This is a genomic window from uncultured Ruegeria sp. (assembly GCF_947489545.1).
GTDB lineage: Bacteria > Pseudomonadota > Alphaproteobacteria > Rhodobacterales > Rhodobacteraceae > Ruegeria.
In genome coordinates, this window is record NZ_CANLDZ010000015.1 from 18094 (window position 1) to 38410 (window position 20317).

General features: G+C 51.1%; 17 protein-coding genes. 8 read left to right on the forward strand and 9 right to left on the reverse strand.

From position 1 onward, the window contains the following. Positions 1-4: 4 nt before the first annotated feature. From Q1B13_RS18300 to Q1B13_RS18315, 4 genes are read left to right on the forward strand one after another with little or no spacing between them, the layout of a single operon-like run. Entirely contained in the window at positions 5-1273 is a 1269-nt protein-coding gene (locus Q1B13_RS18300) for a DUF2130 domain-containing protein (protein WP_299082975.1), read from the forward strand. Between the two features lie 18 nt (positions 1274-1291). Continuing rightward, on the forward strand, positions 1292-2518 hold the full coding sequence (locus tag Q1B13_RS18305) for an SIR2 family protein (protein WP_299082973.1): 1227 nt from the start codon (positions 1292-1294) through the stop codon (positions 2516-2518). Continuing rightward, entirely contained in the window at positions 2508-4385 is a 1878-nt protein-coding gene (locus tag Q1B13_RS18310) for an ATP-binding protein (RefSeq protein WP_299082972.1), read from the forward strand. Before Q1B13_RS18305 ends, Q1B13_RS18310 begins: the two co-directional genes overlap by 11 nt. A gap of 3 nt (positions 4386-4388) precedes the next feature. Beyond that, positions 4389-4598: a KTSC domain-containing protein gene (locus tag Q1B13_RS18315; RefSeq protein ID WP_299082971.1), complete on the forward strand. Its 210-nt coding sequence runs from the start codon at positions 4389-4391 to the stop codon at positions 4596-4598. A gap of 372 nt (positions 4599-4970) precedes the next feature. On the opposite strand, the gene Q1B13_RS18320 is transcribed toward Q1B13_RS18315, so the two are convergent. Further along, a complete protein-coding gene (locus tag Q1B13_RS18320; protein ID WP_299082970.1) occupies positions 4971-6638 on the reverse strand; it encodes a LuxR C-terminal-related transcriptional regulator in 1668 nt (555 codons plus the stop codon). Between the two features lie 171 nt (positions 6639-6809). Here Q1B13_RS18320 and Q1B13_RS18325 point away from each other — a divergent pair, with 171 nt between their 5' ends. Then, positions 6810-7682 carry a hypothetical protein gene (locus Q1B13_RS18325; RefSeq protein ID WP_299800173.1) on the forward strand — a complete coding sequence of 291 codons (873 nt, stop codon included), beginning with the start codon at positions 6810-6812 and terminating at the stop codon, positions 7680-7682. Between the two features lie 1193 nt (positions 7683-8875). Here Q1B13_RS18325 and metA read toward each other — a convergent pair. Next, a complete protein-coding gene (gene metA / locus Q1B13_RS18330; RefSeq protein ID WP_299082966.1) occupies positions 8876-9826 on the reverse strand; it encodes a homoserine O-succinyltransferase in 951 nt (316 codons plus the stop codon). A gap of 1 nt (position 9827) precedes the next feature. Beyond that, positions 9828-11321, reverse strand: coding sequence for a radical SAM protein (locus Q1B13_RS18335; protein WP_299082965.1), 1494 nt, complete (start codon positions 11319-11321; stop codon positions 9828-9830). Between the two features lie 153 nt (positions 11322-11474). Between Q1B13_RS18335 and Q1B13_RS18340 the strand changes: the two genes are divergently transcribed. Beyond that, on the forward strand, positions 11475-11951 hold the full coding sequence (locus Q1B13_RS18340) for an Lrp/AsnC family transcriptional regulator (protein ID WP_299082963.1): 477 nt from the start codon (positions 11475-11477) through the stop codon (positions 11949-11951). Positions 11952-11973: 22 nt separating this feature from the next. Further along, positions 11974-12588, forward strand: a complete 615-nt coding sequence (locus tag Q1B13_RS18345) for a LysE family translocator (protein WP_299082961.1) — start codon at positions 11974-11976, stop codon at positions 12586-12588. A gap of 481 nt (positions 12589-13069) precedes the next feature. Here the strand turns inward: Q1B13_RS18345 and Q1B13_RS18350 are convergent, their stop codons facing one another. Together Q1B13_RS18350 and Q1B13_RS18355 are read right to left on the reverse strand one after the other, a co-directional pair. Further along, positions 13070-13306: a YdeI/OmpD-associated family protein gene (locus Q1B13_RS18350; RefSeq protein WP_299082959.1), complete on the reverse strand. Its 237-nt coding sequence runs from the start codon at positions 13304-13306 to the stop codon at positions 13070-13072. A 4-nt stretch (positions 13307-13310) separates the two neighbouring features. Further along, positions 13311-13724, reverse strand: a complete 414-nt coding sequence (locus Q1B13_RS18355; protein ID WP_299082958.1) for a VOC family protein — start codon at positions 13722-13724, stop codon at positions 13311-13313. A 38-nt stretch (positions 13725-13762) separates the two neighbouring features. Here Q1B13_RS18355 and Q1B13_RS18360 point away from each other — a divergent pair, with 38 nt between their 5' ends. Then, a complete protein-coding gene (locus Q1B13_RS18360) occupies positions 13763-14206 on the forward strand; it encodes a MarR family transcriptional regulator (RefSeq protein WP_299082956.1) in 444 nt (147 codons plus the stop codon). Between the two features lie 273 nt (positions 14207-14479). On the opposite strand, the gene Q1B13_RS18365 is transcribed toward Q1B13_RS18360, so the two are convergent. The 4 genes from Q1B13_RS18365 to Q1B13_RS18380 all read right to left on the reverse strand — a co-directional run bounded on the left by Q1B13_RS18365 (position 14480) and on the right by Q1B13_RS18380 (position 20023). After that, positions 14480-17332, reverse strand: a complete 2853-nt coding sequence (locus Q1B13_RS18365; RefSeq protein ID WP_299082955.1) for an autotransporter outer membrane beta-barrel domain-containing protein — start codon at positions 17330-17332, stop codon at positions 14480-14482. A gap of 865 nt (positions 17333-18197) precedes the next feature. Next, the gene (locus tag Q1B13_RS18370; protein WP_299082954.1) at positions 18198-18563 is read right to left on the reverse strand and encodes a type II toxin-antitoxin system death-on-curing family toxin; all 366 of its coding nucleotides are present in this window, start codon (positions 18561-18563) and stop codon (positions 18198-18200) included. A gap of 444 nt (positions 18564-19007) precedes the next feature. Next, on the reverse strand, positions 19008-19331 hold the full coding sequence (locus tag Q1B13_RS18375) for a hypothetical protein (RefSeq protein ID WP_299082953.1): 324 nt from the start codon (positions 19329-19331) through the stop codon (positions 19008-19010). Beyond that, positions 19331-20023, reverse strand: coding sequence for an SOS response-associated peptidase (locus tag Q1B13_RS18380; protein WP_299082951.1), 693 nt, complete (start codon positions 20021-20023; stop codon positions 19331-19333). Before Q1B13_RS18380 ends, Q1B13_RS18375 begins: the two co-directional genes overlap by 1 nt. Positions 20024-20317: the final 294 nt, after the last annotated feature.

The following is a 20317-nucleotide window of genomic DNA, read 5'->3' on the forward strand; positions in this document are numbered from 1 at the left end:
CCGGATGGAAGAGCCAGTAATCGAATGCACCAATTGTGGCACTCAGATACGGCTGACTGAGTCTTTGGCGGGACCCCTGATTGCCGCAACTCGATCAGAATATGAAAGTAGGTTAGTAGACCAAAGAGAGAAGTTTGAGACGCGGGAAGTCGCGATCAAAGCGAAGGAGCGTGAGTTAAAGGAAGCTCAAGCGACGCTGGACGACAAGCTGGAGGAATTACTAGTCAGTGAACGTAGCAAAATCACTGAAGAGGAATCAAAGAAGGCAAGGGCAATCGCGACAGCTGAAATCGACGCCAAAACAAGAGAAGTCATCGAGCTCCAAGACCTTATCAAGGAAAGAAGCGAAAAACTTGCCGAAGCCCAAGCGGCCCAAGCCGAACTAATGAAGAAAGAACGCCTCCTCGATGACGCCAAGCGAGAGTTAGATCTGACCGTGGAAAAGCGAGTGCAGGAAAGTATTGCCTTGGTTCGAAGTTCGACGAAAGCTGAGGTCGAAGGAGAATTGAAGCTCAAGGTGACTGAAAAGGAAGAGCAAATTCTTTCGATGCAGCGCCAGATTGAAGAGCTGCGCAAAAAATCTGAGCAAGGCTCGCAACAGTTGCAAGGAGAAGCCTTAGAACTGCAGTTGGAGCAAGCTCTAGCGACGAAATTTCCACTAGATACGATTGAACCAGTACCGAAGGGTGAGTTTGGAGGCGACGTCATCCAAAGGGTGAATTCTCAATCGGGTAATCCGATTGGCGCAATACTATGGGAATTGAAAAGAACAAAAAACTGGAGCAACTCTTGGCTTTCCAAACTTAGAGACGACCAAAGAACGGCAAACGCCGATGTTTCAATCATTTTGACGAACACACTACCAAAGGAACTCGAAAATTTTGGATTGATCGATGGCGTTTGGGTTTCAGCCCCTTCTTTCGGTCTAGGGTTAGCAGTTGCACTGAGGCAGACCTTGCACGAAGTTGCATTGTCCAAGAATGCGCAGATTGGGCAACAGTCAAAGATGGAACTTGTCTATGATTATCTGACAGGTCCACGTTTTCGACGTCGCGTCGAGGCAATTGTTGAGAAATTCTCAGACATGCAGTCAGACCTTGATCGTGAAAAAAAAGCAATGACGCGACTATGGGCAAAGCGTGAACAACAAATCCAAAGTGTAATTGAGAGCACCGTCGGCATGTATGGCGACCTTCAGGGCATTGCCGGTCAAGCACTACAGGAAATTGACGGGCTAGATTTGCCCCTGATCGAACTCGACGACGATAGCTAGTCCAGAGGAACCTAACATTTGACAAATTTTCATGACCCAATTCGACACCTAAAATATCTCCGCCAATCCTTGTCGCAGGACAATGAAGCTATTGGCTTTTTTATTTCTGCAGGATGCCCACTGTCCGTTGACATGCCAAAAGACGAATGGCCGCTGATTCCAGATGTTAGGAACCTCACAATTGCCATTAATGCTGCTCTTGGTAACGACGATAAGTATAAGATATTGTTGGGGGAATTAAAGAAATCTGGAAAAGATCAGGAAAATGTTGAAGATATCCTCAGCTTCCTCCGTGGCCTGTTGGCTGTTGCAATTGGGGGAGACGTTCGGGGTCTTTCTGAAGCTGATCTTCTGGCGCTTGAAGGTCAGATTTGTGCTAAAATAGTAGATAAGCTGGATGTTCCGCTGCCCAATGGGGAAACACCGTATCATAGAATGAGTAACTGGGTGCGGTCGATTGATCGGAAAGTGCCCATCGAGATTTTCACAACAAACTACGATCTCCTTTTGGAGCAAGCTCTTGATGATCTAGAAGTTCCATACTTTGATGGATTTGTCGGATCACGTCGGTCATTCTTTGATTTGCGGGCAGTTGAAGAGAATTTGATACCTGTCCATTGGTCACGACTTTGGAAAATTCATGGCTCGATAAACTGGCACCAAGAGACCGTCGGACAAGAGAAGAAAGTGTATCGCTCATCACACCCGGAGGAGGGTGCAACCCACCTGATCTATCCATCACATCTAAAATACGAAGAAAGTCGAAAGATGCCGTATTTGGCACTTATTGACCAACTAAACCGCTTCATCCGCCGAAAATCGTCATTTTTGGTTCTTAGTGGCTATTCGTTCAATGACGGACACCTAAATGATGCCATCATTAATGCATTGAAATCGAACCCGACAGGAATGGTCCTAGCGCTACAATTTGGCAAATTCAATCTGTCCAAAGAAGAGGGGGGAGGTCATCGCTATCCTAAGGCATATGAGCTCGCCGAACGACAGCATAATTTGAACGTTTGGACATATGATCAGGCGATTATTGGTACAAACCAAGGCAAGTGGGGCGCGATCAAGCACAAGGATGACGAAGATCCCGACATTAAGGAATTTGCGCCCTCTGTTCTTATCGAAGGCGGCGATGGTGCATCGGAACCTCACGTCAAGCTTGGTGATTTTTCTGTGTTCACTGATTTTCTGAAAAAATTCATCGGTTCTCAAGTCGGTGAGCAAGATGTTAAGTGATGATAGTTATCTTGGCGACGTCCAAGACGTAAGTGGTACAACCGTCCGCATCAAGATGTCGGCCAAATCGCTGACCGGCTTCGTATATATTGACGGTCAAGGGTACCGAGCAGGCCAGATCGGCAGTTTTGTCAGAATTCCCATCGGGTTTGAGAACCTTTTTGGCATTGTGAGCCAGGTCGGGGCAAGTGCAGTACCTGAAGCGCGTGCAGAAACGGAAGACAATAACCGATGGATGACAGTTCAGCTGATAGGCGAAGGGCCTAGAAACGGTACTTTTCAACGAGGCCTTTCGCAATATCCGACAATTGGAGACAAAGTTCATCTCGTTTCAGAAAAGGAACTTAAAGATATCTATGGGCAACCTGACAAACCCTACTTCGTGAGGCTTGGCCACATATCCAACGCTGAAGCCATCCCTGCGTTGGTTGATGTCAATAAGTTGGTGACTCGTCACTCTGCTGTTGTTGGAACAACCGGTTCCGGCAAGTCCACTACGGTTGCTAGCTTGATGAATGCACTATCTGATGTCGAAAAGTACCCTTCAGCTCGGATCGTCATGCTTGACCTGCATGGAGAGTATGGGCGCGCTTTGCGGGACCGCGCTAACATCTTCAAGATCCACCATGATCAAAAGGCAAATAACTCCGACAAACGGTTACTCATTCCATACTGGGCTTTGAATTTTGATGAACTTTGCAAAGTTGCCTTTGGTGATTTTAGCGATGAAAAAAATCGCAACATCGTCATGGAGAGAGTTTTTAAGTACAAACTAGCTTCTCTAAATAGGCACCCACGAGATGGCGTCACAACAGATACGCTAAGTGTTGATTCACCGGTCCCGTTCAGCCTCCATGATCTGTGGCACGAGCTCTTTGTCGATACGTTTGCAACCTACTACTCGGATCGCAAAGGAAACCCGAGAGACCATCTGGCCTATGAAACGGACCCGAATGGAAAGGAGCTGAAGGGCAATCCACAACTTGGTCTTCCGCCGACATTTAAGAACATCGTTAAAGGCGCCGGAGAAGAGAAGATTTTTCATTTGCCTGGCACTCTTAATATTGGCAAACAAGTCTTATTGTTGGGAACGAAACTTCGGATACCCCGATACGATTTCATTTTTAAGCCTGAGCAGTTTTATCCGGCATCAGATGGTGAAATTCATACTGATATTGATGAGCTTCTACGTGACTGGATGGCGACCGAGCACCCAATCTCAATTTTAGATCTTTCCGGCGTACCAGCTGATACCCTTCTAACGACAATCGGGGTGCTACTACGTCTACTATATGAAGCTGTATTTTGGGGGCGTGACTTATCTCAGGGCGGCCGTCATAGGCCGCTACTATTGGTTATGGAAGAGGCCCATATCTATCTCAACGACCAAACACAGAATATGGCCTCAAGTATCGTACAACGCATTGTAAAAGAAGGTAGAAAGTACGGTATTGGAGCAATGATAGTTAGCCAAAGACCGTCTGAAATTGACTCAACCATTCTTTCACAGTGTGGAACCTTCATTGCCTTGCGTTTAGCAAATGCGTCTGATCGGTCGCACATTGCGTCTGCAATGTCAGATAATCTCGATGGGCTCATAGGTATGCTGCCAATTTTAAGAACTGGCGAGGCCATAATTCTTGGAGAATCGGTCAAGCTACCCATGAGAACGACTGTGGAACCACCACCCAAGAACCGCCGCCCTGACAGTCAAGATCCTGTGGTATACGATGAGATATCTCTGAACGATACTGAGAACCCAGGTGGGTGGGGCATTCCTAAAGAGGTCGCCCCCCGATACGATGAAGTCGTCGAAGCATGGCGGGCTCAAAACCCCAAGATTTCTAGGATCAAGAAGGACGAATAGTCGATGGAGATGCATCAAGTGGATTCTTCAAACGTAGCGGCCATTGGCTACGATGATGGCTCCGAAACCCTACAAGTCGAGTTTAACAGTGGCGCGACGTACCAATACTTCGACGTTCCAGAGCACATTTTCGATGCCATGCTTGAATCTACCTCAAAAGGGCAGTTTTTGCATCAAAATATCAAGGGAGCGTTTCGCTTTTCCCGAGTTTAGAATTGTTTCAGGAGCGGCGAAATCCTGAACTTCTGATCTCCTGTTCGCAAACGCAGCGAATGCCCGTTTCGTCCTGCGCTGCCGTCATCCGAGCGCCTGTGACCAATGTCTGGTTAGGGCTACGAGCGGCCTAATGCGTCCGCAGCTACCAGATCAACCGGCAATGGCAGGAATGGGCTCATTCGATCTGTTGGGGCATGTCGCAGAGAACGGCAGCAGCGAGCCCAATGTGCACGATGCTGCACATTGTCCCAAAGTCTGCTTCGGGATGATGAGGTCGGAGCGCTGAAGGAAAGCCGACGTTCGATGCATAAAGCTCTTTTGACCACTCCTACTAAGCATAGCGCTGCAACATTGCCCACCGGAACGTGGTCAGATTGTAGGAGCCATAATTTGGCGCAGCTCTTCAGCCACTGCTGAAAACGGACCTGAAATCATAGGTAGGAAACTCTTGATGCTGCGGGTGGGCGCTCCAATTTGTGAAGCAAACGCACAGATTCCGCCGAATTCTACGAAGGGATTGTCCTCCGTTTGGATTAGCCTGACCTTGGGAAGATTGTTGGCGTTTTGCCGTGCCTCAGCCCAATCCACAGTTGCGCAAGTTGCCTCGCGCCAATAACCCTCTCCGTTGTTCTTCATCGCATCGAAATTGTTCAAGCGAATTGTCTCGCATCCCTCGGAATCTTCATACTCTGTCAGATCTATATGTGGCATAGACAGTGGTTTTTTGAGATCAACTCCGTCACGCTTCACCAAGTGCCTAAATGCGAAGCTTGCTACCAGTTTTGCAGAACTTGGTGCGTAGAGAGTAGCAAGTGCGCCTGTTCTGAAAATGCCAGTAAGTACTGAAGCATCTTTTCTGGATAGGATGGGTGGAGGCACATCGAGTCCAACGACCCCTATCACCTTCTCCGGGTATCTAAGCGCAAAAAAATATGCGCTCGGAAATCCCATTCCATGTGCAAACACAAGACAACGATCGATTTTCTCCCTCTCAAGGACAGATGCGCAGTCGGATGCGTGTACTCTAAGAAGTTCGAGCCCAACTGCTGAGTTTGAACTAGATGCTCCGAACGAAGCTCGAGAAATTCTTATCGTACGAAACCCGCTTTCTGCGGCCATTGCTTTTGCCTTTTTGGTCCAGTGCCGACCTGATGTGAGGCAGTGAAAATAGAGCAACGGTAATCCACTCGTCGGCGGATCGACTTCGTATTCGATCTTCCTGCCACCCGGTCTTGCCACCAACATAGTTTGATGTGCAGACAATAGTTCGCCTTTATCTGCTGAGCGCGCGTTCTCAGAAATTGCCACGGCTTCCCCGGCCAAACGAACGAGGTCAGTCTGGCTTGAGGCTCCTAGCTTGGAAGTTATCGACTTAATTTGGGTCCGAACTGTCTCCAGCGACCTTCCCTGAAGCTCCGCAACTTCTTTGGGGCTATTGCCGACAACCAACGCCTTAAGAACATCTAATTCCCGAGGTGAAAGCGAAAAATTTTTCTCGAACAAACGAGTAACCGCGTCCTCAAAAAAACTCTTGCTCACAAAAAGGCCGACACGATCCTCCGCGACAACTTTAAATACTCCTATGTGCGGCTTCTGCAAGGCGTCGTCATAGTAACGAATTAAAATCGGTTCAACTTCTTTTGAGCCGTCAGATTCGTGTAACCAAGACTTCAATCTGGCTACATCCTCCGAACACAATTTGTCCAGCACTAAGCCCAGCTTTTTGTCGGCCGAACTACTACTATTGGAGTCAAATTCAATCATCAGTGTTCCCACGTCTGAATCACGGCCGTGATGTTCTCCGGGGTTCTGAAATTCTAGCAGCATTGTTTCCCACAATGCCGCTGAATGACTTTCAAAGTGAGCTACGAGTATCGGGTTATCTTCGGCCTCGAACCAGGAAGTCAGCATTCCCGTCATGTCTGTGAAGTGGTCAGGATCAGTAAGGCACTGATAGATGCTTAGTAGCACCGTCGAAATGTCTGCGCCATTCAGCCTTAGACCAAGAGCATCAATTATGTTGGAGTCGTCACTCATTCTATTCCAAATATGCCAAAATCTTGCACTCACCAGTTTGGGTGAATTCCAACATCGAATCCAGTGTTACCCGTCTTGTGCGCTCTACTTCACAACAAAGATCAGCTCAAATTTGAGGTTGATCAACGTTTGGACGACAGGCGCTGCAATTAAAACGTAATGGAGGATATCATGCGCACTTTGATTTTTGCAGCTACTTTGACTGCCCTGACCGTTCCGGTCGCAGGTTTTGCCGACGATTTGAATGCCACGATCGAAGATATAAATTCGCGCTACGAACAGCGCTACGACAGCTTTACTAAAGAAGGTCGCCGTTTGAGCGAACGGGCTCCTGAGGGTGCCGAAGTCGCGTTAGGTTTCGACGCCGAAGTGGAGATGAAAGAGCATATCATAGTCTTCGATCTGCCAACTATCAATATGCGTGAAAAGCGTATTGTTCTTGATCTGCCTCAGGTCACTATGAAGAACCGTCGCTTCTCGTTTACTACCATCAAGTCTAAGATGGAGAACAAACAGGTTGGATGTATCCCGGAATTCCGTGGAATAAAGATTTACTGTAAGCCGATCATCATAAAAGTGCCGGTGTTTTGGGAGGACAAGACGGAATTTGTGACGAAAATTCCGGAGTTCAAGGTCGATCAGACTGCTATCGTGATGCACCTGCCCGATATCCAGATGGCTGAACAGCGTATTGTTCTTGATTTGCCCGAATTCGCCGTCCGTGACGTGAATGTCGAAACAAAGCGCATTGAGGCCGATGCACGCGATCTTGAAGCGCGCACCAAGGCAACGGCAGTCGCTCATAAGGCTGAAATTGCCGCTGTGGTCGAAAGAGACCTGCGCGTTCGCAAAGCTGAGGTCGCAAAGCAATTTGATGGCGCGATCAAGCTGATGCAAAGTTCAATCAACTCGCTTCGCTCGAAGGGCGTTGATCCGGCAAACGCGAACGGCACAAATTTGATTGCGGAGTTGGATAATCTCATGAAGCAAAAGGCAAACGCTCTGGCACAGATAAACAACGCGTTGATCGAAACGACTTCGTAAAGCGGCAAAAGGCATGTGAGCCCCGGATCATCTGGGGCTCACGTGCATTCGGCATAGCGATTAGAATAAACAGGCCATTCTGAAGATTCTGTTTGTTGAAAAGCGGCATACTATTATCTCGTAAAGAGAGGTATCGATGCTAACATATCGCGGTCTGCAAGGTGTTTGTCCGCAGTGTCTAATTAGTTTTTTAGCATTTATGGAACCTTGACGAAAAACCACTGTGTCGATGCTCAGGCCCATCCAAAAAGTCTGTTGTTGACCGCCTTTCCGAGAACTGACCTTGGCGAACTTGCAGCGAAGGTCGGCTCTGTCCGCATAGCGATCACTGATGCACTGCGCAGCGAACGACTGCGTCGAGTCCGCTTATCAGCCATCCGACGCCGGGCTGTGAATGTCCGGAATGTGCCGTTTGCGGTCCGCTGCATGTGCGAAAGGCGGAAATGGGATCAAGGGCAGCTTCGGGCTCTTTAGACCAATTGGGGACGTCGCAGAGAATGGCCGCATCGAGCCCACACTGGCGGATGCTGCGATTTGCACGAATGTCTCCATTCATGAGATTCAGCGCTTATTGTGATCTGTTCATTGCGCGCGGTTTGGTGTGACGCATGGCCTACTTAAGTTGGTCGGGTCCTCGCAACTCAGGCGGCACAACAAATCGTTTCCAAGCAACTGGTTCGATCATGTATCCCGCCGCACTTGGCGGCACAGGCATTTCAATACCTTCCTGTTGGGCCATGATGACACCCATGCCAAACGCTACATATGTAAGGTTGCCGTCGACAATTTGGTCATTTCCTGTGGTGAGGTTTTGGCAAATCAGAGCCGGGCGGGCGCTTTCTGGGTTTGGCAGCGTGTGCGATTTGAAGTGTTCGACGTCGATAGCATTGGAGGTAATGATCTCTGAAACGCGCCGTAAGTCTATTGGAACGCGCAAGACAGGAAGGTGGGCGTCTGTTTAATTTTGCAGTAGGCGTTAACCATAGCGTGCGCCACCGTGCTTGATTACTCCAACGAGCATTTCTGAATCATATCAGTGCGGCGCGCCATGCATTGTTGACCCAAACGTCAAGTATTTCTGAGCCAGATTTGCAGCATCCAATATCCAACGAGCGCTTCGGGAAAAAAGGCCTGGCACTATGCCGGGCCAAGTTGTGACGGGGATCGTCACACAGGAAGAAATGCTTGCGGAACTACGCGGGCACTTGCGAGCTGATGCCCATTTTTCCGATCAGCGACATATCGTAAAAGGTGTTTTGGTAGATGTCGTTAATCCAGTTTCCGTAAAACAAATGCGCATGGCCGCGCCAGCGATTTAGAGGGCATTGTAGTGGGTTGTCGTCGGGATAATAGTTGCAAGGGACTTGGATGCCTTTGCCGTGAGTAATATAGCGATCATATTCCTCTTTTAGTGTCGTGCTATCGTATTCCAGATGGTTGAAAACGTAGAGCGCACGATAGCTGCTTGCCTCAACCACACAAGGGCCAACGCTCGCACTGGACAACAAAGTATTTAGCTCTGGGCGAGCATCGATCTCCATTTGGCACACTTCGGTCCATCGACTTACTGGGATCACCACCTCATCTGAAAAACCCCGTAGATAGGGCGAGGACGGCGCATGGTTTTGGTGTTTGTAGCACCCGAAGGCTTTCCGCTCTAGAAGATGTTTTTTGATCCCGTGGAAGTGCCATGCCATTGCCATGCCACCCCAACATATCCCGATGGTCGAATGTACATGGCTTTGTGTCCAATCAAACACCCGCCGAAGTTCGTCCCAGTAAGAGACTGATACGAATGGCAAATGCTCGACGGGAGCACCGGTAATGATTAGCCCGTCGAATTTTTCACCTGTAGCCTCCACTTCACAGAACGTCCGATAGAAGCTTGCCATGTGATCGTTGGCTGTGTTTCGGCTCTCATGATCTGTCATGCGGATCAGTTGGAAGTCGATTTGCAAAGGTGTTGACCCGATCAATCTTGCAAACTGAATTTCAGTCTGGATTTTTTTGGGCATCAGATTTACAAAACCGATCCGCAACGGGCGGATGTCCTGGATTGCTGCGCGGCGCGAGTTCATTACCATCACGCCCTCATCAGTGAGGACGCGAAAAGCAGGAAGATTTTCGTTGAGTGTAATTGGCATATTATGCGACCACTTCAACTGAATAGTTCTCTTTTTTAGACAACCCGCTACCGAAGTTAATCTGCCCCTGACGGGCATGTTGTCGAATTTCGTTTGCCGCCGAGATACAGTCATCATAAGAAACACCGGAGTGTCGGGAGATGTATTCCCTTGAAACCTCATCAATGTCTATCGGCCAATCATCTTCTGTTTTGGGATTGTAGCTTGAGAAGAGTTGTTTTCCGTAGTGATTGTTGTGCAGTGGCAGGATCGGTTGAGCTTCCACATCGCTGATAAGTCCCTCGTCGATGATCCGCTTAATCCAATCGACGGTCGTTCTAAGAGTTTCCGATGTCTCTGGTTCTGTGCCAAGGACAAACGAGCCATAGACGTTTATGCCTCGGCTCTTGAGGATTCTTAGGGCCGTTTCATTGATTTCTACAGAGTCCTTCGGCCCCTTCATATGCTTGAGCGTCCGGTCGCACCCTGATTCAAGACCGATATTGAGTTTGAAGACGTTCAGCTCGGCAAGGAGGTCCCCAAGATCATCATTGCGGATAATGTCGAGCGCTTGCCCGTAGATGAAAAACATAGGATCAAAATCAAGGTCATCCGGTTTGCTCTTTACCACATCCCTTATGAACCGTGGGAAACTGGTAAGACTATCGCAGACTTCATAAAAAACCTCAGATTTCACCTGTGCGTTCGCAGTGCGAACCTCATCCCAAAATCGGTTTCCAGATGAAAAAGACACGTCCAGTAGCATATCACAGTGCTTGCATTTGATATTTTCGTTCGCTCTTGAGCAGCCTCTTGCCCGGTTCATCGTTGTGATCCCCGTCGGGACATGATCACCATGAAGATGACCAAACGCTGATTTATAATTCTCGAGATAGCTGTCCCACATGTACTGTGGATAGAGTGACCGATCCACCGTTGGGAAAATGTCCAATGCGCCCTTTCTCTGTTTGGCCGCTTGGAAGGGCAAGTTCGCTATAGCCAACGTGTCTTTCTGAGTTGTGTAGTCAAATCCAGCAGCTTGCCCTCTGGGTGTTCGATAGGTCAGCGATGCAATACCGGCGAAATCGCCTACCCCATCAAGCAACTCCCGTACCAGTAGCTCCAAGGCATATTCACCGTATTCCGCCGCGATTACGAAATCTACATCTGGCCGGTTTCGAACGATCTGCCGAGATAGATGTGCTGCGTGATCGTTGCCAAAGACCGTATAAGCTCCGACCGACTTCGCGATTCTAGCCAGTTCGAGAGCCGTATGATAGGATGTGCACAGCGCACCTATTCCGACCAGCCAGGGTTTGAAGGTGTTAATTTCCCTTTGTATCAGCTCAGTGCCACAGATCCCCCCATCTCTACAAATAATCTCAATATCGGGAAACGCGGCTTTGAGCCAGGTTCCGAGTGCTAAGATGTTGAGCGCCGGAAAGCTGTAGTCATTAGCGATGGATGCAATGGACTCATCATTTGCTGCATTCACCAGATAAATTGTCTTAGTCATTCCAGTCTCCTGCCTGTCATTGCGACAACCCTAGCTGGAGGCGACGGATAGATGCGCTTATTTTGCTGGATTTGGGAGAAACTTTATTCAAGATGCCTAAGATAACGAGAAAAATGCGCGCGCTAAGGCCATAAACTAGGGAACCGAGGAACAATGGATAAATTTGACAGGTCGCTTCTATCTCTCTTGCAGGAAGATTTGCGGCGCTCAACAGCTGAGTTGGCTGAGGAAATTGGTTTGTCCCCTTCGGCGACGGCCAAACGAACGGCGAGACTATGGACAGAAAACTACATCAAGCGACAGGTTGTGAAACTCAACAGGAAGCGGTTTCGTCGGCCAGTTACAGCATTGGTCACTGTGAAGCTAACAACCCCAAAGGCAACGGTATCGGAGCAATTCGCAAAACATGTGACAGCTTTTCAGGAAGTCACGCAATGCCATGCGGTTACAGGCGATTTCGACTACCTGCTAATGGTTTGCGAGCGCTCGATAGAAGAATACCACGCGTTCGCGCAAAGCACTTTCGGAACTCTCCCAATCGTTCAGTCTTACAAAACGACCTTTGTCCTCGGAACAGCCAAGAACGAAGATATTCTGCCGGACTTTGCTTTGGTCGAACGGACCGAATAGGTATCAGTTCGGGCGGTGCGGAATGAGTGTCGAGGTTTGGCTATCATTTATCATCGCCAGTGCAATTCTTGTGGCAATCCCGGGTCCAGCAAATCTGTTCCTGATCACATCCACTCTAAGAGGTGGATACCGTGCCGGTGTCCCAGCCATAATTGGCGTCGGCATTGGTGTCTTCACATCGGTTCTTCTTGCGTTACTTAGTGTGAGTTCAGCAATTGCTACATCGGATTATCTGTTCTCGATACTCAAGTATGGTGGCGCGGCCTACCTAGTCTATCTTGGGGTGAACGTTTGGAGGACCTCTGACCAAACGCCTAATCCGAAAGCGGATTGCGAAGTTTCGCGTAGGAGCATAACAGTTTCAGCTTTCCTTGTCTCGATACTCAATCCAAAGGTGCTGATGTTTTATGTAGCGTTTCTTCCCCAGTTTATTGACCCGGAAATGCCTCTGCTTGTCCAAGCTGAAATCTTGATGGCAACGTTCGTCGTGTTGGCTCTGATAAATGCAAGTATTTGGGTCTTCTTTGCCCGTGTATCAACGCAGCTACTCAAAGCAAATAGCTTGTTTCTATTGGCTAACCAGGCTGCGGCTGTTCTTCTCATAGTCGCCGGATGTTCCGTTGTTTTGGGTTCCTAAATTGGAGGAAGTTACATGCAAACCTTACTCTTGAAACTTCTACAATGCGCCTGTGTATTTGGTCGTGTTGACGCTGATTGCATCCATCGCCAAAAACCGACGCACCAGGTAATCACACCAGAGAGTTTTGGGCACTAACTCCATTGATAGACATCAATCACAGCCGCTCGACATGGCGTGATGTGAAAGTGGTTTTGCGGCGGTGTCGCGTGGCTCGCTGTCGAAGAAATCTGACGTTCAACATATAAGAAGCTGACATTGGCGTAGCCGCGACGAACTCACACTGTGTCCCGCTCATCCGCCATCCGTGAAGCGTCTGGGAATGTCCGGTGTGCGCGGTTCGCGAAGTGCCGCACATGCGAAAGAAGGAGGCTTGGCCGACGACGGCAATGGGCTCAAATTCACTACACCGTGCGATCTGCATAAAATGGCTGTAGCGAGCCCATCATACTAGTTCTTCAGGACGCAGCGAATGGCGGCTTCACGATTTGGGTCTCCAATCCATCCCCATGTAGCTTGATCCGGCTTTCAACTCCGTCATCATCTTGGAAAGCCGTTTCTGTTTGGTATCGTCCCGTTTCGCGCTGTTGATCCACCATAGGTAATCGTTCCGCTGATACGGTGGTCTGGAGTCGTATTGCTCCACTAAACCTGCTTCTTGCAAAGCGTCTTTCACGAAAGTTGGCATCTGCTGTATGGGTCGTTTCAGTTCAGGCACGGTTTCAGCCTCCAGGCATCGTAAAAACGACGCTCTTCGCTGAACGCTCTGCCGGGCCGTGCCAGACCGCTTCGATATTGTTGCCGTCAGGGTCGAGAACATAGGCCGCATAGTAGCCGGGATGATAGTCTCGGGGTCCAGGTTTTCCGTTGTCTATTCCACCATTCTGTAGGGCGGCGGCATGAAAAGCGGCCACTTCGTCTTCGGACTCCGCTTGAAACGCCAGGTGGATACGCGTGATCGGGTTGTCTCCCGCCGGGGTGACGAACAGCTCATCTGCAATAAAAAAGTGCTCCGTATCCTTAGACAGATCTCGTCCCAGAACCGCCAAACATGCGCTGTAGAACCTTCGGCTGTCCGACAGGTCCGAGACATTGAGATGAATATGATCGACCAGACGGCCCTTGTGTATCTGCATGACTTGCCCTTCGTTAGACAATATTGTTAGCATAGCTAATGAATAAACAAAACACCGACAAGTTCCGCGCCGCTCAGGCGCTTCACCAGACCTTGCCGAAGCTGGATCGGCTCATGCGGCAGACGGAGCGCCGTGCAGGCGCAACGGGCGGGCAGCTTTCGGCGCTAGCGGCAATCTCAGAATTTGGACGGGACCGGCTTCACCTTTTGGCTGAACACGAGAGCGTCACCCGCCCGACGATGAGCCGTTTGGTGAATGCGCTTGAAGCGCGGGGGTTGATCGAAAAAGAGACCGATGAAGCAGATCGGCGCGCACCTCGGCTATCGATCACCAAGGCCGGTCGCAGTGTCCTTGTGGAGAGTTGTGAAGAGCGCACCCACATCATGATGGCATTGATGGAAGACCTCACTGACGAAGAATGCGCAACGCTCAATGAATGCCTCCGAAAGCTAGGCCCTCGCAGCGAAATTGAGATCCGCTGACGGAGCCCACTCACCAAAAGCTGCCATTGGCCAAACGGCAGGTTTGTCCCGCCCACCAGCCATCCGGCACCGGATTTTGAACGTCCGGAATGTGCGGTTTTCGACGTGCCGCACATGCTAAAGACTGAAGCTCGCTAAAGGGCAGGAATGGGCTCATTCTACCAATTCAGGCATGTCGCGAAGAAAAGGCCGATATTCGGCCTAGTCGTTGCGCTGCTCCGGAATTGCCTGTTTGCTGACGCTCCAGTCCTCACAACGACCAGACACACCCCCTCAGAACACCATTTTGAGGCCAGCATTTGCACTCAGAGCGCTGGTATCACCTGCGTTGCTGAGCCCGGTGGCATAAGAGGCTTCGCCAAAGAGATCCACGCGGTCCGTCAGGGCATAGTTGCCGCCAATGCCGACCCCAACCGCCCAGGGCTCGCTCTCGGTTGTCAGGGACGCCCCGGCAACAGTCACCTCACTGCCCGCGCCAAACTCATGGAACAGGTTCACTATGCCATAAAGGCGACGCGTCTCCTGTGCCTCCTGCGCACCAAACTCAAGCCCAAGCCGCAGCTGCTGGCTGGACGCATCCTCAAGCGTCACCTGCTCCCCGTAGCGCTCACCGTCAAAGTCATCAAACGCAACAGAGGACAGGCTCAGCTGCGCCTGCGGGATCACCGTCAGCCGGGCGCCCAGGTCAAGCTGCTGTCCCGCCTCGATCGACAGCGCAAGGCCTGTGCCGCCGTTGCCGTCCGCCAGGGTTCCAATCCTGTCAGCCTCAAGGTCGCTCGTGTAGGAGGCAAACGTGAACTGCCCGTCGACATAAAACCGGCGATTGTCATACCACGTAGCAGCCAAGCCCAGACCCAGGCCAGTGGTGTCAATCGAACCATCCCCAAAGGCAGAGGTGACTGCAGTACTGCCTGTGGCGTAGGAGAACATCAGCCCGCCCACAAGAAGGCCCGCACCGCTCTCGCTCAGGACAACATCCCCACCGATCTCCATCTCCCAGACACTGCTGTCGAGCGCGGCCCCTGTTGTGCTGTGCTCTTCAGACAATGTGATCTGTTCCGCACCCATCTGGAACCAGAGCGGGGAGCCTGCGCTTTGCGTGGCTGGTCCCCCGTCCCAGGCCAGGCTCCGGAAGTCTTCCGAGCTGCCCCGGCTGCGCAGCGACGCGGGGCCATTGAGGGCCAGCAGCGACTGGCCATAGCTGTCATAGATCGGCGCAGACGGTTGCCAGTTTCTCCCACCGGTCTCCGACATCGCGCTCAGCACCCAGCCTCGGCCATCCTCGGCCTCGGTCAGCGTATAGAGGTGAGCCCCCGAGACAACTGCTTGCGCCCCGTCCGGGGTGACGTGGTTGCCATCCACAAGGGTGAACGTTCCATTAAACGTTCCGCCAACAGAGACCACGTCGATCTCCAGCGGTGTGTCTTCGTCACCGGCACTGTCCAGGTTGGTGACTGACAGCATCATCTCGCCCGAAGCGTCGCCCTTGATCTCAAGCCTGTCGGTGTTCGCATCATTGCCAGCGAGAACTGCATCCAGGGCAAAGACACTTGTTCCCGAACCGGTGTAATCCCCCTCGATGGTGATCACATCATCCGCAGCCCCGTCCTGCACGCTTAAGACGACAGAGCCATCATTGGTCACATCACCTGCGATGGTGATCCCCCCTCCCCCGCCAGACGCACGGAACGCGGACCCGGTGTTGATGGACAACTGATCTATATCGAGCCGGGTAAGTTCATTCAGGCGCAGGTTTGTGTCATTCAGCGTGACACGTTCCCAGTTGCGGAAGTTCTCCGCCGTGTTGCTGATGGTCTGGCCATGCAGCGTTAGCTGATCGTTATCCCCCGCACCGCCATCCAGAACGTGGGATCCGTCATAGCGGGCTGTGGACTCAATCGTGACTGTATCGTCACCCGCACCGCCATAAATGCCGCCGGTAAAACGCCCGCCCGTCAGGCTCAGAGTATCGTTACCCGCATCAAGACGAATATCGCCGGCGATGTCCCCTGCCGAGGTGACCACCGCGTCGCCACCCCCGTCTTGTAGTGCAATACCAGACGTCCCCGCAGCCACCAAAGCAGTACTGGAGATATCAATCGTCCCCCCGGCGTCAGATGTCGTACGGATTGCGGCACCGCCTCCGCCCCTCACAGACCCGGACACATCCACATCAAAGCCTGTTTGACCTACGGCATAAATACCGTACGAAAGTTGTCCTGACGCGATGACATCTCCATCTACACCCAGTTCGACAATCGCCTGACCGCCATCTGAACGCGCATAAAGACCATGGGCACTTCTCCCAACCGTGGTAACTGTGCCGCCATCCACCTGAACAAGTGAAGCGCCAGCGCCAGAAGTCAGCGCCCAAAGCCCAAAGCCCCACCCACCGCCTGTATTGATATCTCCTTTGGTCAGGCGCGCCGTCGCCGTGGATCTACTGTCCGCGTTACGGATCTCCGCAACAAGCCCACGAGCACGTTCACCACCCGTAGTAACTGCGCCGAGTTCCAGATGCGCAGTAACAGCGCCATCACCAAAGCTCCTTGCAAAAATCCCGACCCCAGCAGAACTATTGGTGGTGATCTCACCGTCGCCAATCACATTCAAAATAGCTTCATCGTCATGCAGCACACCCAAAAACACCCCAGAGCCCTCCACCTTGTAGCCGGGGCCTCTAAGTGTCAAAAACTGTATAGTTGGATTTGGTCCGATATGTCCGATATAGCTGATGCCATTAGCGTAGGGGTTGACGCCAGGAGCATTAGAGTCACCGTCAGGGCCGCATTGCACTTGACGGTTAACTACTTGCCCGCACTCGTTACTCGCATGCGCCATATTGCCAGTGAACATCACCACTGCGATGGTCACAGCCGAAAGCCCCGGCGCAAGGCTCGCCACCTGACCCTTGAACCTGGTCAGGCGACCATGCCAAACAAAGACGGTTAGATGGCGAAGGGCAGACTCGAAACCCAGGGTTTTGGCTATCATTGCGCGATAGCCAAGCTTAGGGCCAAATGTCAGATTGTTTAACTGAATTAACGCAGTTGCCCGCAGCGTCAGCTCTTGCAACCGAATGATACGCCAGACCCACTCGGCCTGCAAGTAACAGGCTGAATTCATTGTGAATATTGACGATTTTTAGCCGAGCACTCGGGGGCCGATCAATGCGTTCCATACCAAACCCTAGAACCCGGCCGCATTATTAGGAAATACTCCAATTCTATATTTCGATAGCCTCCTGCTATGGCGAGGTCCGCACCCGGCAGACTTTCATTTTGTCAACACGGGCCAACCAAACAGTCACTCTGTCGTTGCGAAAGCTCGTCAGGTCCCACTCATCCGCCAATTGCCACCTGGTTTTAAATGTCCGGAATGTGCGGTTCGCCGCTTGCTGCACGTGCAAATTCCTAGATGGCGGTGAACGACTGGTATGGGCTCATTCGACGAGTTGGGCCTTCCTGTGGTCAATCAGGTGAGACCATCTGCCCATCATCAATGCGAACGCCAAGCGATGCTGGTAGATTTTTACGCCTTGGAAATCTACACACAAACACCCACGCAGTTCAGCTCGTAGGGCCTTTCCGTAAGTCCCCTTAATGTCACCAGTTTCAGGCTCGTATTCGTATCTGTCTCGAAGCTCAGCGATCGACGGCAGCTCGTGCTTTCACATCGCGTTACCGTGCGGTTCATTCATGGTTTGATTTTCCTGTGCTGACAGTAGGTGTTGTAGATCCGTCGTCATCAGGCGATTTTACTTCGTTCCGTTTAGAAAGCCTACCGGGAAAAGCCCGCTTTGCCCGGCAGTGTTCGTTGTCATCACCCTGAGGAACATGGTCTGCAACCGGCCGAAAGCCGCCGAATGCATCCGCAGCGCTTAAGCTGAGCGGCAATGTCGGCTCGGGGCTCAGAAACGGACACTTGGCGTTGCAAATGTCTGAGCCTCCCTTACAACTTACCGCCTACTGTGAGAGCCTGCGCTAACCCCTCAGAACTGCTTGGTCAGTCGCTCTCTTATCCACTGTTCCAGTTCATCTTGGCTGACATCGCCGGTAACCACATCAACCACCAGATCATCGATTCTGTCATCATCTCGGACGGTTAGTTCGTAGCCGGTGTTGGCACACAGAACTTCCATCGAAAGCCAGGCTGTGCGCTTGTTCGCGTCGTTAAAGCCGTGCGATGTTGCCAATCCATGCAGCAAAGCAGCCGCCTTGGCGTGCATCATGCGGTGATAACCGTGATACGGCCTGCCAATAGCCCCCAGGATGCTGTCTAGATTACTGATTCCGGGAAGCCCACCGAATGCCTCTAGCGACTGTTCATGGGCTTCCAGAACGTCGCCGAGCTTCACCTAGTAGTGCCGTTTACCGATTAGCCAGTCGCTTAAGAGCGTCCCTGTTTGTGGTGATCGATTTCTTCACGGTGGAAGGCGCTGATTTGGAAGATGTGTAAACAGCCGCAGTTCCACCGTTCTTGCGAACTGTGAATTTGCCGGAGCTGGTATTGATCTAGGAGTTAGTGAGATGCCTCATAAGTGCAACTATTGTGGCACTGTATATCGAGACGCCGTACCCTATGGACAATGCGATTGCGAACATCCTGATGTTCACTACTTCGAAGAGAATAGACCTAAAGGCACTCAAGACCCAGATAACCCCAAAAAATCCGAGTCATCTTGGGTAGCGGTTATCGTTATCGCGATAGTGCTGGTGGTTCTTTTGACAACTTTCGAATGACCTAACTCCTACAACAGGCTTTTGCGGGCCAAATCGTGAATTTCAAGGTGCCTCTAGTGCTAGTTGATATTGGCCAAAAGCTTGAAAGACCCTCTACCACATAGGTCTACCTCACCTTGAGCTAGTTCCAGGCCGAATGTTTCAATGAGCGGAGCAATCAAGTGAGCATCCAGAAGATAGAAAGACATCGCGTCCTGAACGCCACGGGATAGGACGTTATCTCCATTCCAGCCCCAACAACCTCTGCCTGCTTGTTGGTCCAGCCAGGCAGAGATTTCTTCAGCCCTTCCTCCAAAGCCTTCCTCGGGAACCTGTACACGTACTCTGATGGGGAAAAACTTCTCATCTGATGCCTTCTTTGGGGATCTGCTGCGTGTGGCCATCAGTCCTCGATGACTTCAATCAGCTCTGGTCCATCGTCATCTCGACCAATGGGTGCAACCTTGTGATAGCGCATCCTGTCGTTCCACTCAGTTCCAAGGCCTTGCGCTTCAGTATGGTCGATTTCACCTGCCATCCACGGCATCAGGTTGTCATTTGATAGTATGACCGGTGTTCTGGAGTGGATGTGCTCGATTTGAGGCAGGGCAGCGCGGGTCAGGATTGTGCAGGTATGCAAACCAGATGACAGGCGTGTGTAGAGGCCTGCGAAGTACATGCAGGGATCATTCGTGTCCGTTTTGATAATCCACGGCTGCTTAGCACCCTTTGGGCCGGTCCATTCATAATAGAAACTGGCTGGAATGATGCACCGACCATGCTTCCACGCCACACGGAACGATCCGAGTTCGTGCGCGGTCTCAATCTTGGCATTGAAAGTGGTTGGTTTCCACTCCTTCACATCACCTTTGAACCAGTGCGGGACAAGCCACCAGCGGGCCGTAGAACTAATCAGGCGGTCATTATGGATAAACGCCAAGTCCACCATTTGGGTGGGTTTCACGTTCCAGCTCATTGAGAGGTCTTGGGCGTTTGGGTCGCGTTCAGTTGGAATGGGAACGCCGTTCACGATCCAGTTCTGCAAAGCAAATAGCTCTGCCCATGTCATATCGGGTCTGCCGAGTCGTCCGCACATTCAGCGAGCATAGCGAAACAGGGGGAACGTTTGGGGAACTTTTTGCTAAGTCATTGGAGGGGCTGGACGAGGGGGTCAATGCCAGCCCCTCAACAAGGGGTACACAGAGTGGTGTTTGTGTTCCGTTAACTGACGTCTAGCACCCGGTGGTGATACGCGTAATTGGGGGAACCCCTTAGTGTGTCGAATTTCTGCGAAACGATTGGTTTCCGAAAAAGAAACGGTGAGTTTCGCAAGGAATCATGGACACAATTTTGCCGCAATGCGATACGTTTCGTGTGGGTGGCACGTCTT

Excerpts from the sequence above, each read along its gene's own strand:
- Q1B13_RS18315 (WP_299082971.1), top strand. The coding sequence starts at position 4,389 with ATGGAGATGCATCAAGTGGATTCTTCAAACGTAGCGGCCATTGGCTAC.
- Q1B13_RS18355 (WP_299082958.1), bottom strand. The coding sequence starts at position 13,724 with ATGCAGATACACAAGGGCCGTCTGGTCGATCATATTCATCTCAATGTC.
- Q1B13_RS18300 (WP_299082975.1), top strand. The coding sequence starts at position 5 with ATGGAAGAGCCAGTAATCGAATGCACCAATTGTGGCACTCAGATACGG.
- Q1B13_RS18310 (WP_299082972.1), top strand. The coding sequence starts at position 2,508 with ATGTTAAGTGATGATAGTTATCTTGGCGACGTCCAAGACGTAAGTGGT.
- metA (WP_299082966.1), bottom strand. The coding sequence starts at position 9,826 with ATGCCAATTACACTCAACGAAAATCTTCCTGCTTTTCGCGTCCTCACT.
- Q1B13_RS18375 (WP_299082953.1), bottom strand. The coding sequence starts at position 19,331 with ATGGCCACACGCAGCAGATCCCCAAAGAAGGCATCAGATGAGAAGTTT.
- Q1B13_RS18320 (WP_299082970.1), bottom strand. The coding sequence starts at position 6,638 with ATGAGTGACGACTCCAACATAATTGATGCTCTTGGTCTAAGGCTGAAT.
- Q1B13_RS18335 (WP_299082965.1), bottom strand. The coding sequence starts at position 11,321 with ATGACTAAGACAATTTATCTGGTGAATGCAGCAAATGATGAGTCCATT.
- Q1B13_RS18360 (WP_299082956.1), top strand. The coding sequence starts at position 13,763 with ATGAATAAACAAAACACCGACAAGTTCCGCGCCGCTCAGGCGCTTCAC.
- Q1B13_RS18340 (WP_299082963.1), top strand. The coding sequence starts at position 11,475 with ATGGATAAATTTGACAGGTCGCTTCTATCTCTCTTGCAGGAAGATTTG.
- Q1B13_RS18380 (WP_299082951.1), bottom strand. The coding sequence starts at position 20,023 with ATGTGCGGACGACTCGGCAGACCCGATATGACATGGGCAGAGCTATTT.
- Q1B13_RS18365 (WP_299082955.1), bottom strand. The coding sequence starts at position 17,332 with ATGAATTCAGCCTGTTACTTGCAGGCCGAGTGGGTCTGGCGTATCATT.
- Q1B13_RS18325 (WP_299800173.1), top strand. The coding sequence starts at position 6,810 with ATGCGCACTTTGATTTTTGCAGCTACTTTGACTGCCCTGACCGTTCCG.
- Q1B13_RS18345 (WP_299082961.1), top strand. The coding sequence starts at position 11,974 with ATGAGTGTCGAGGTTTGGCTATCATTTATCATCGCCAGTGCAATTCTT.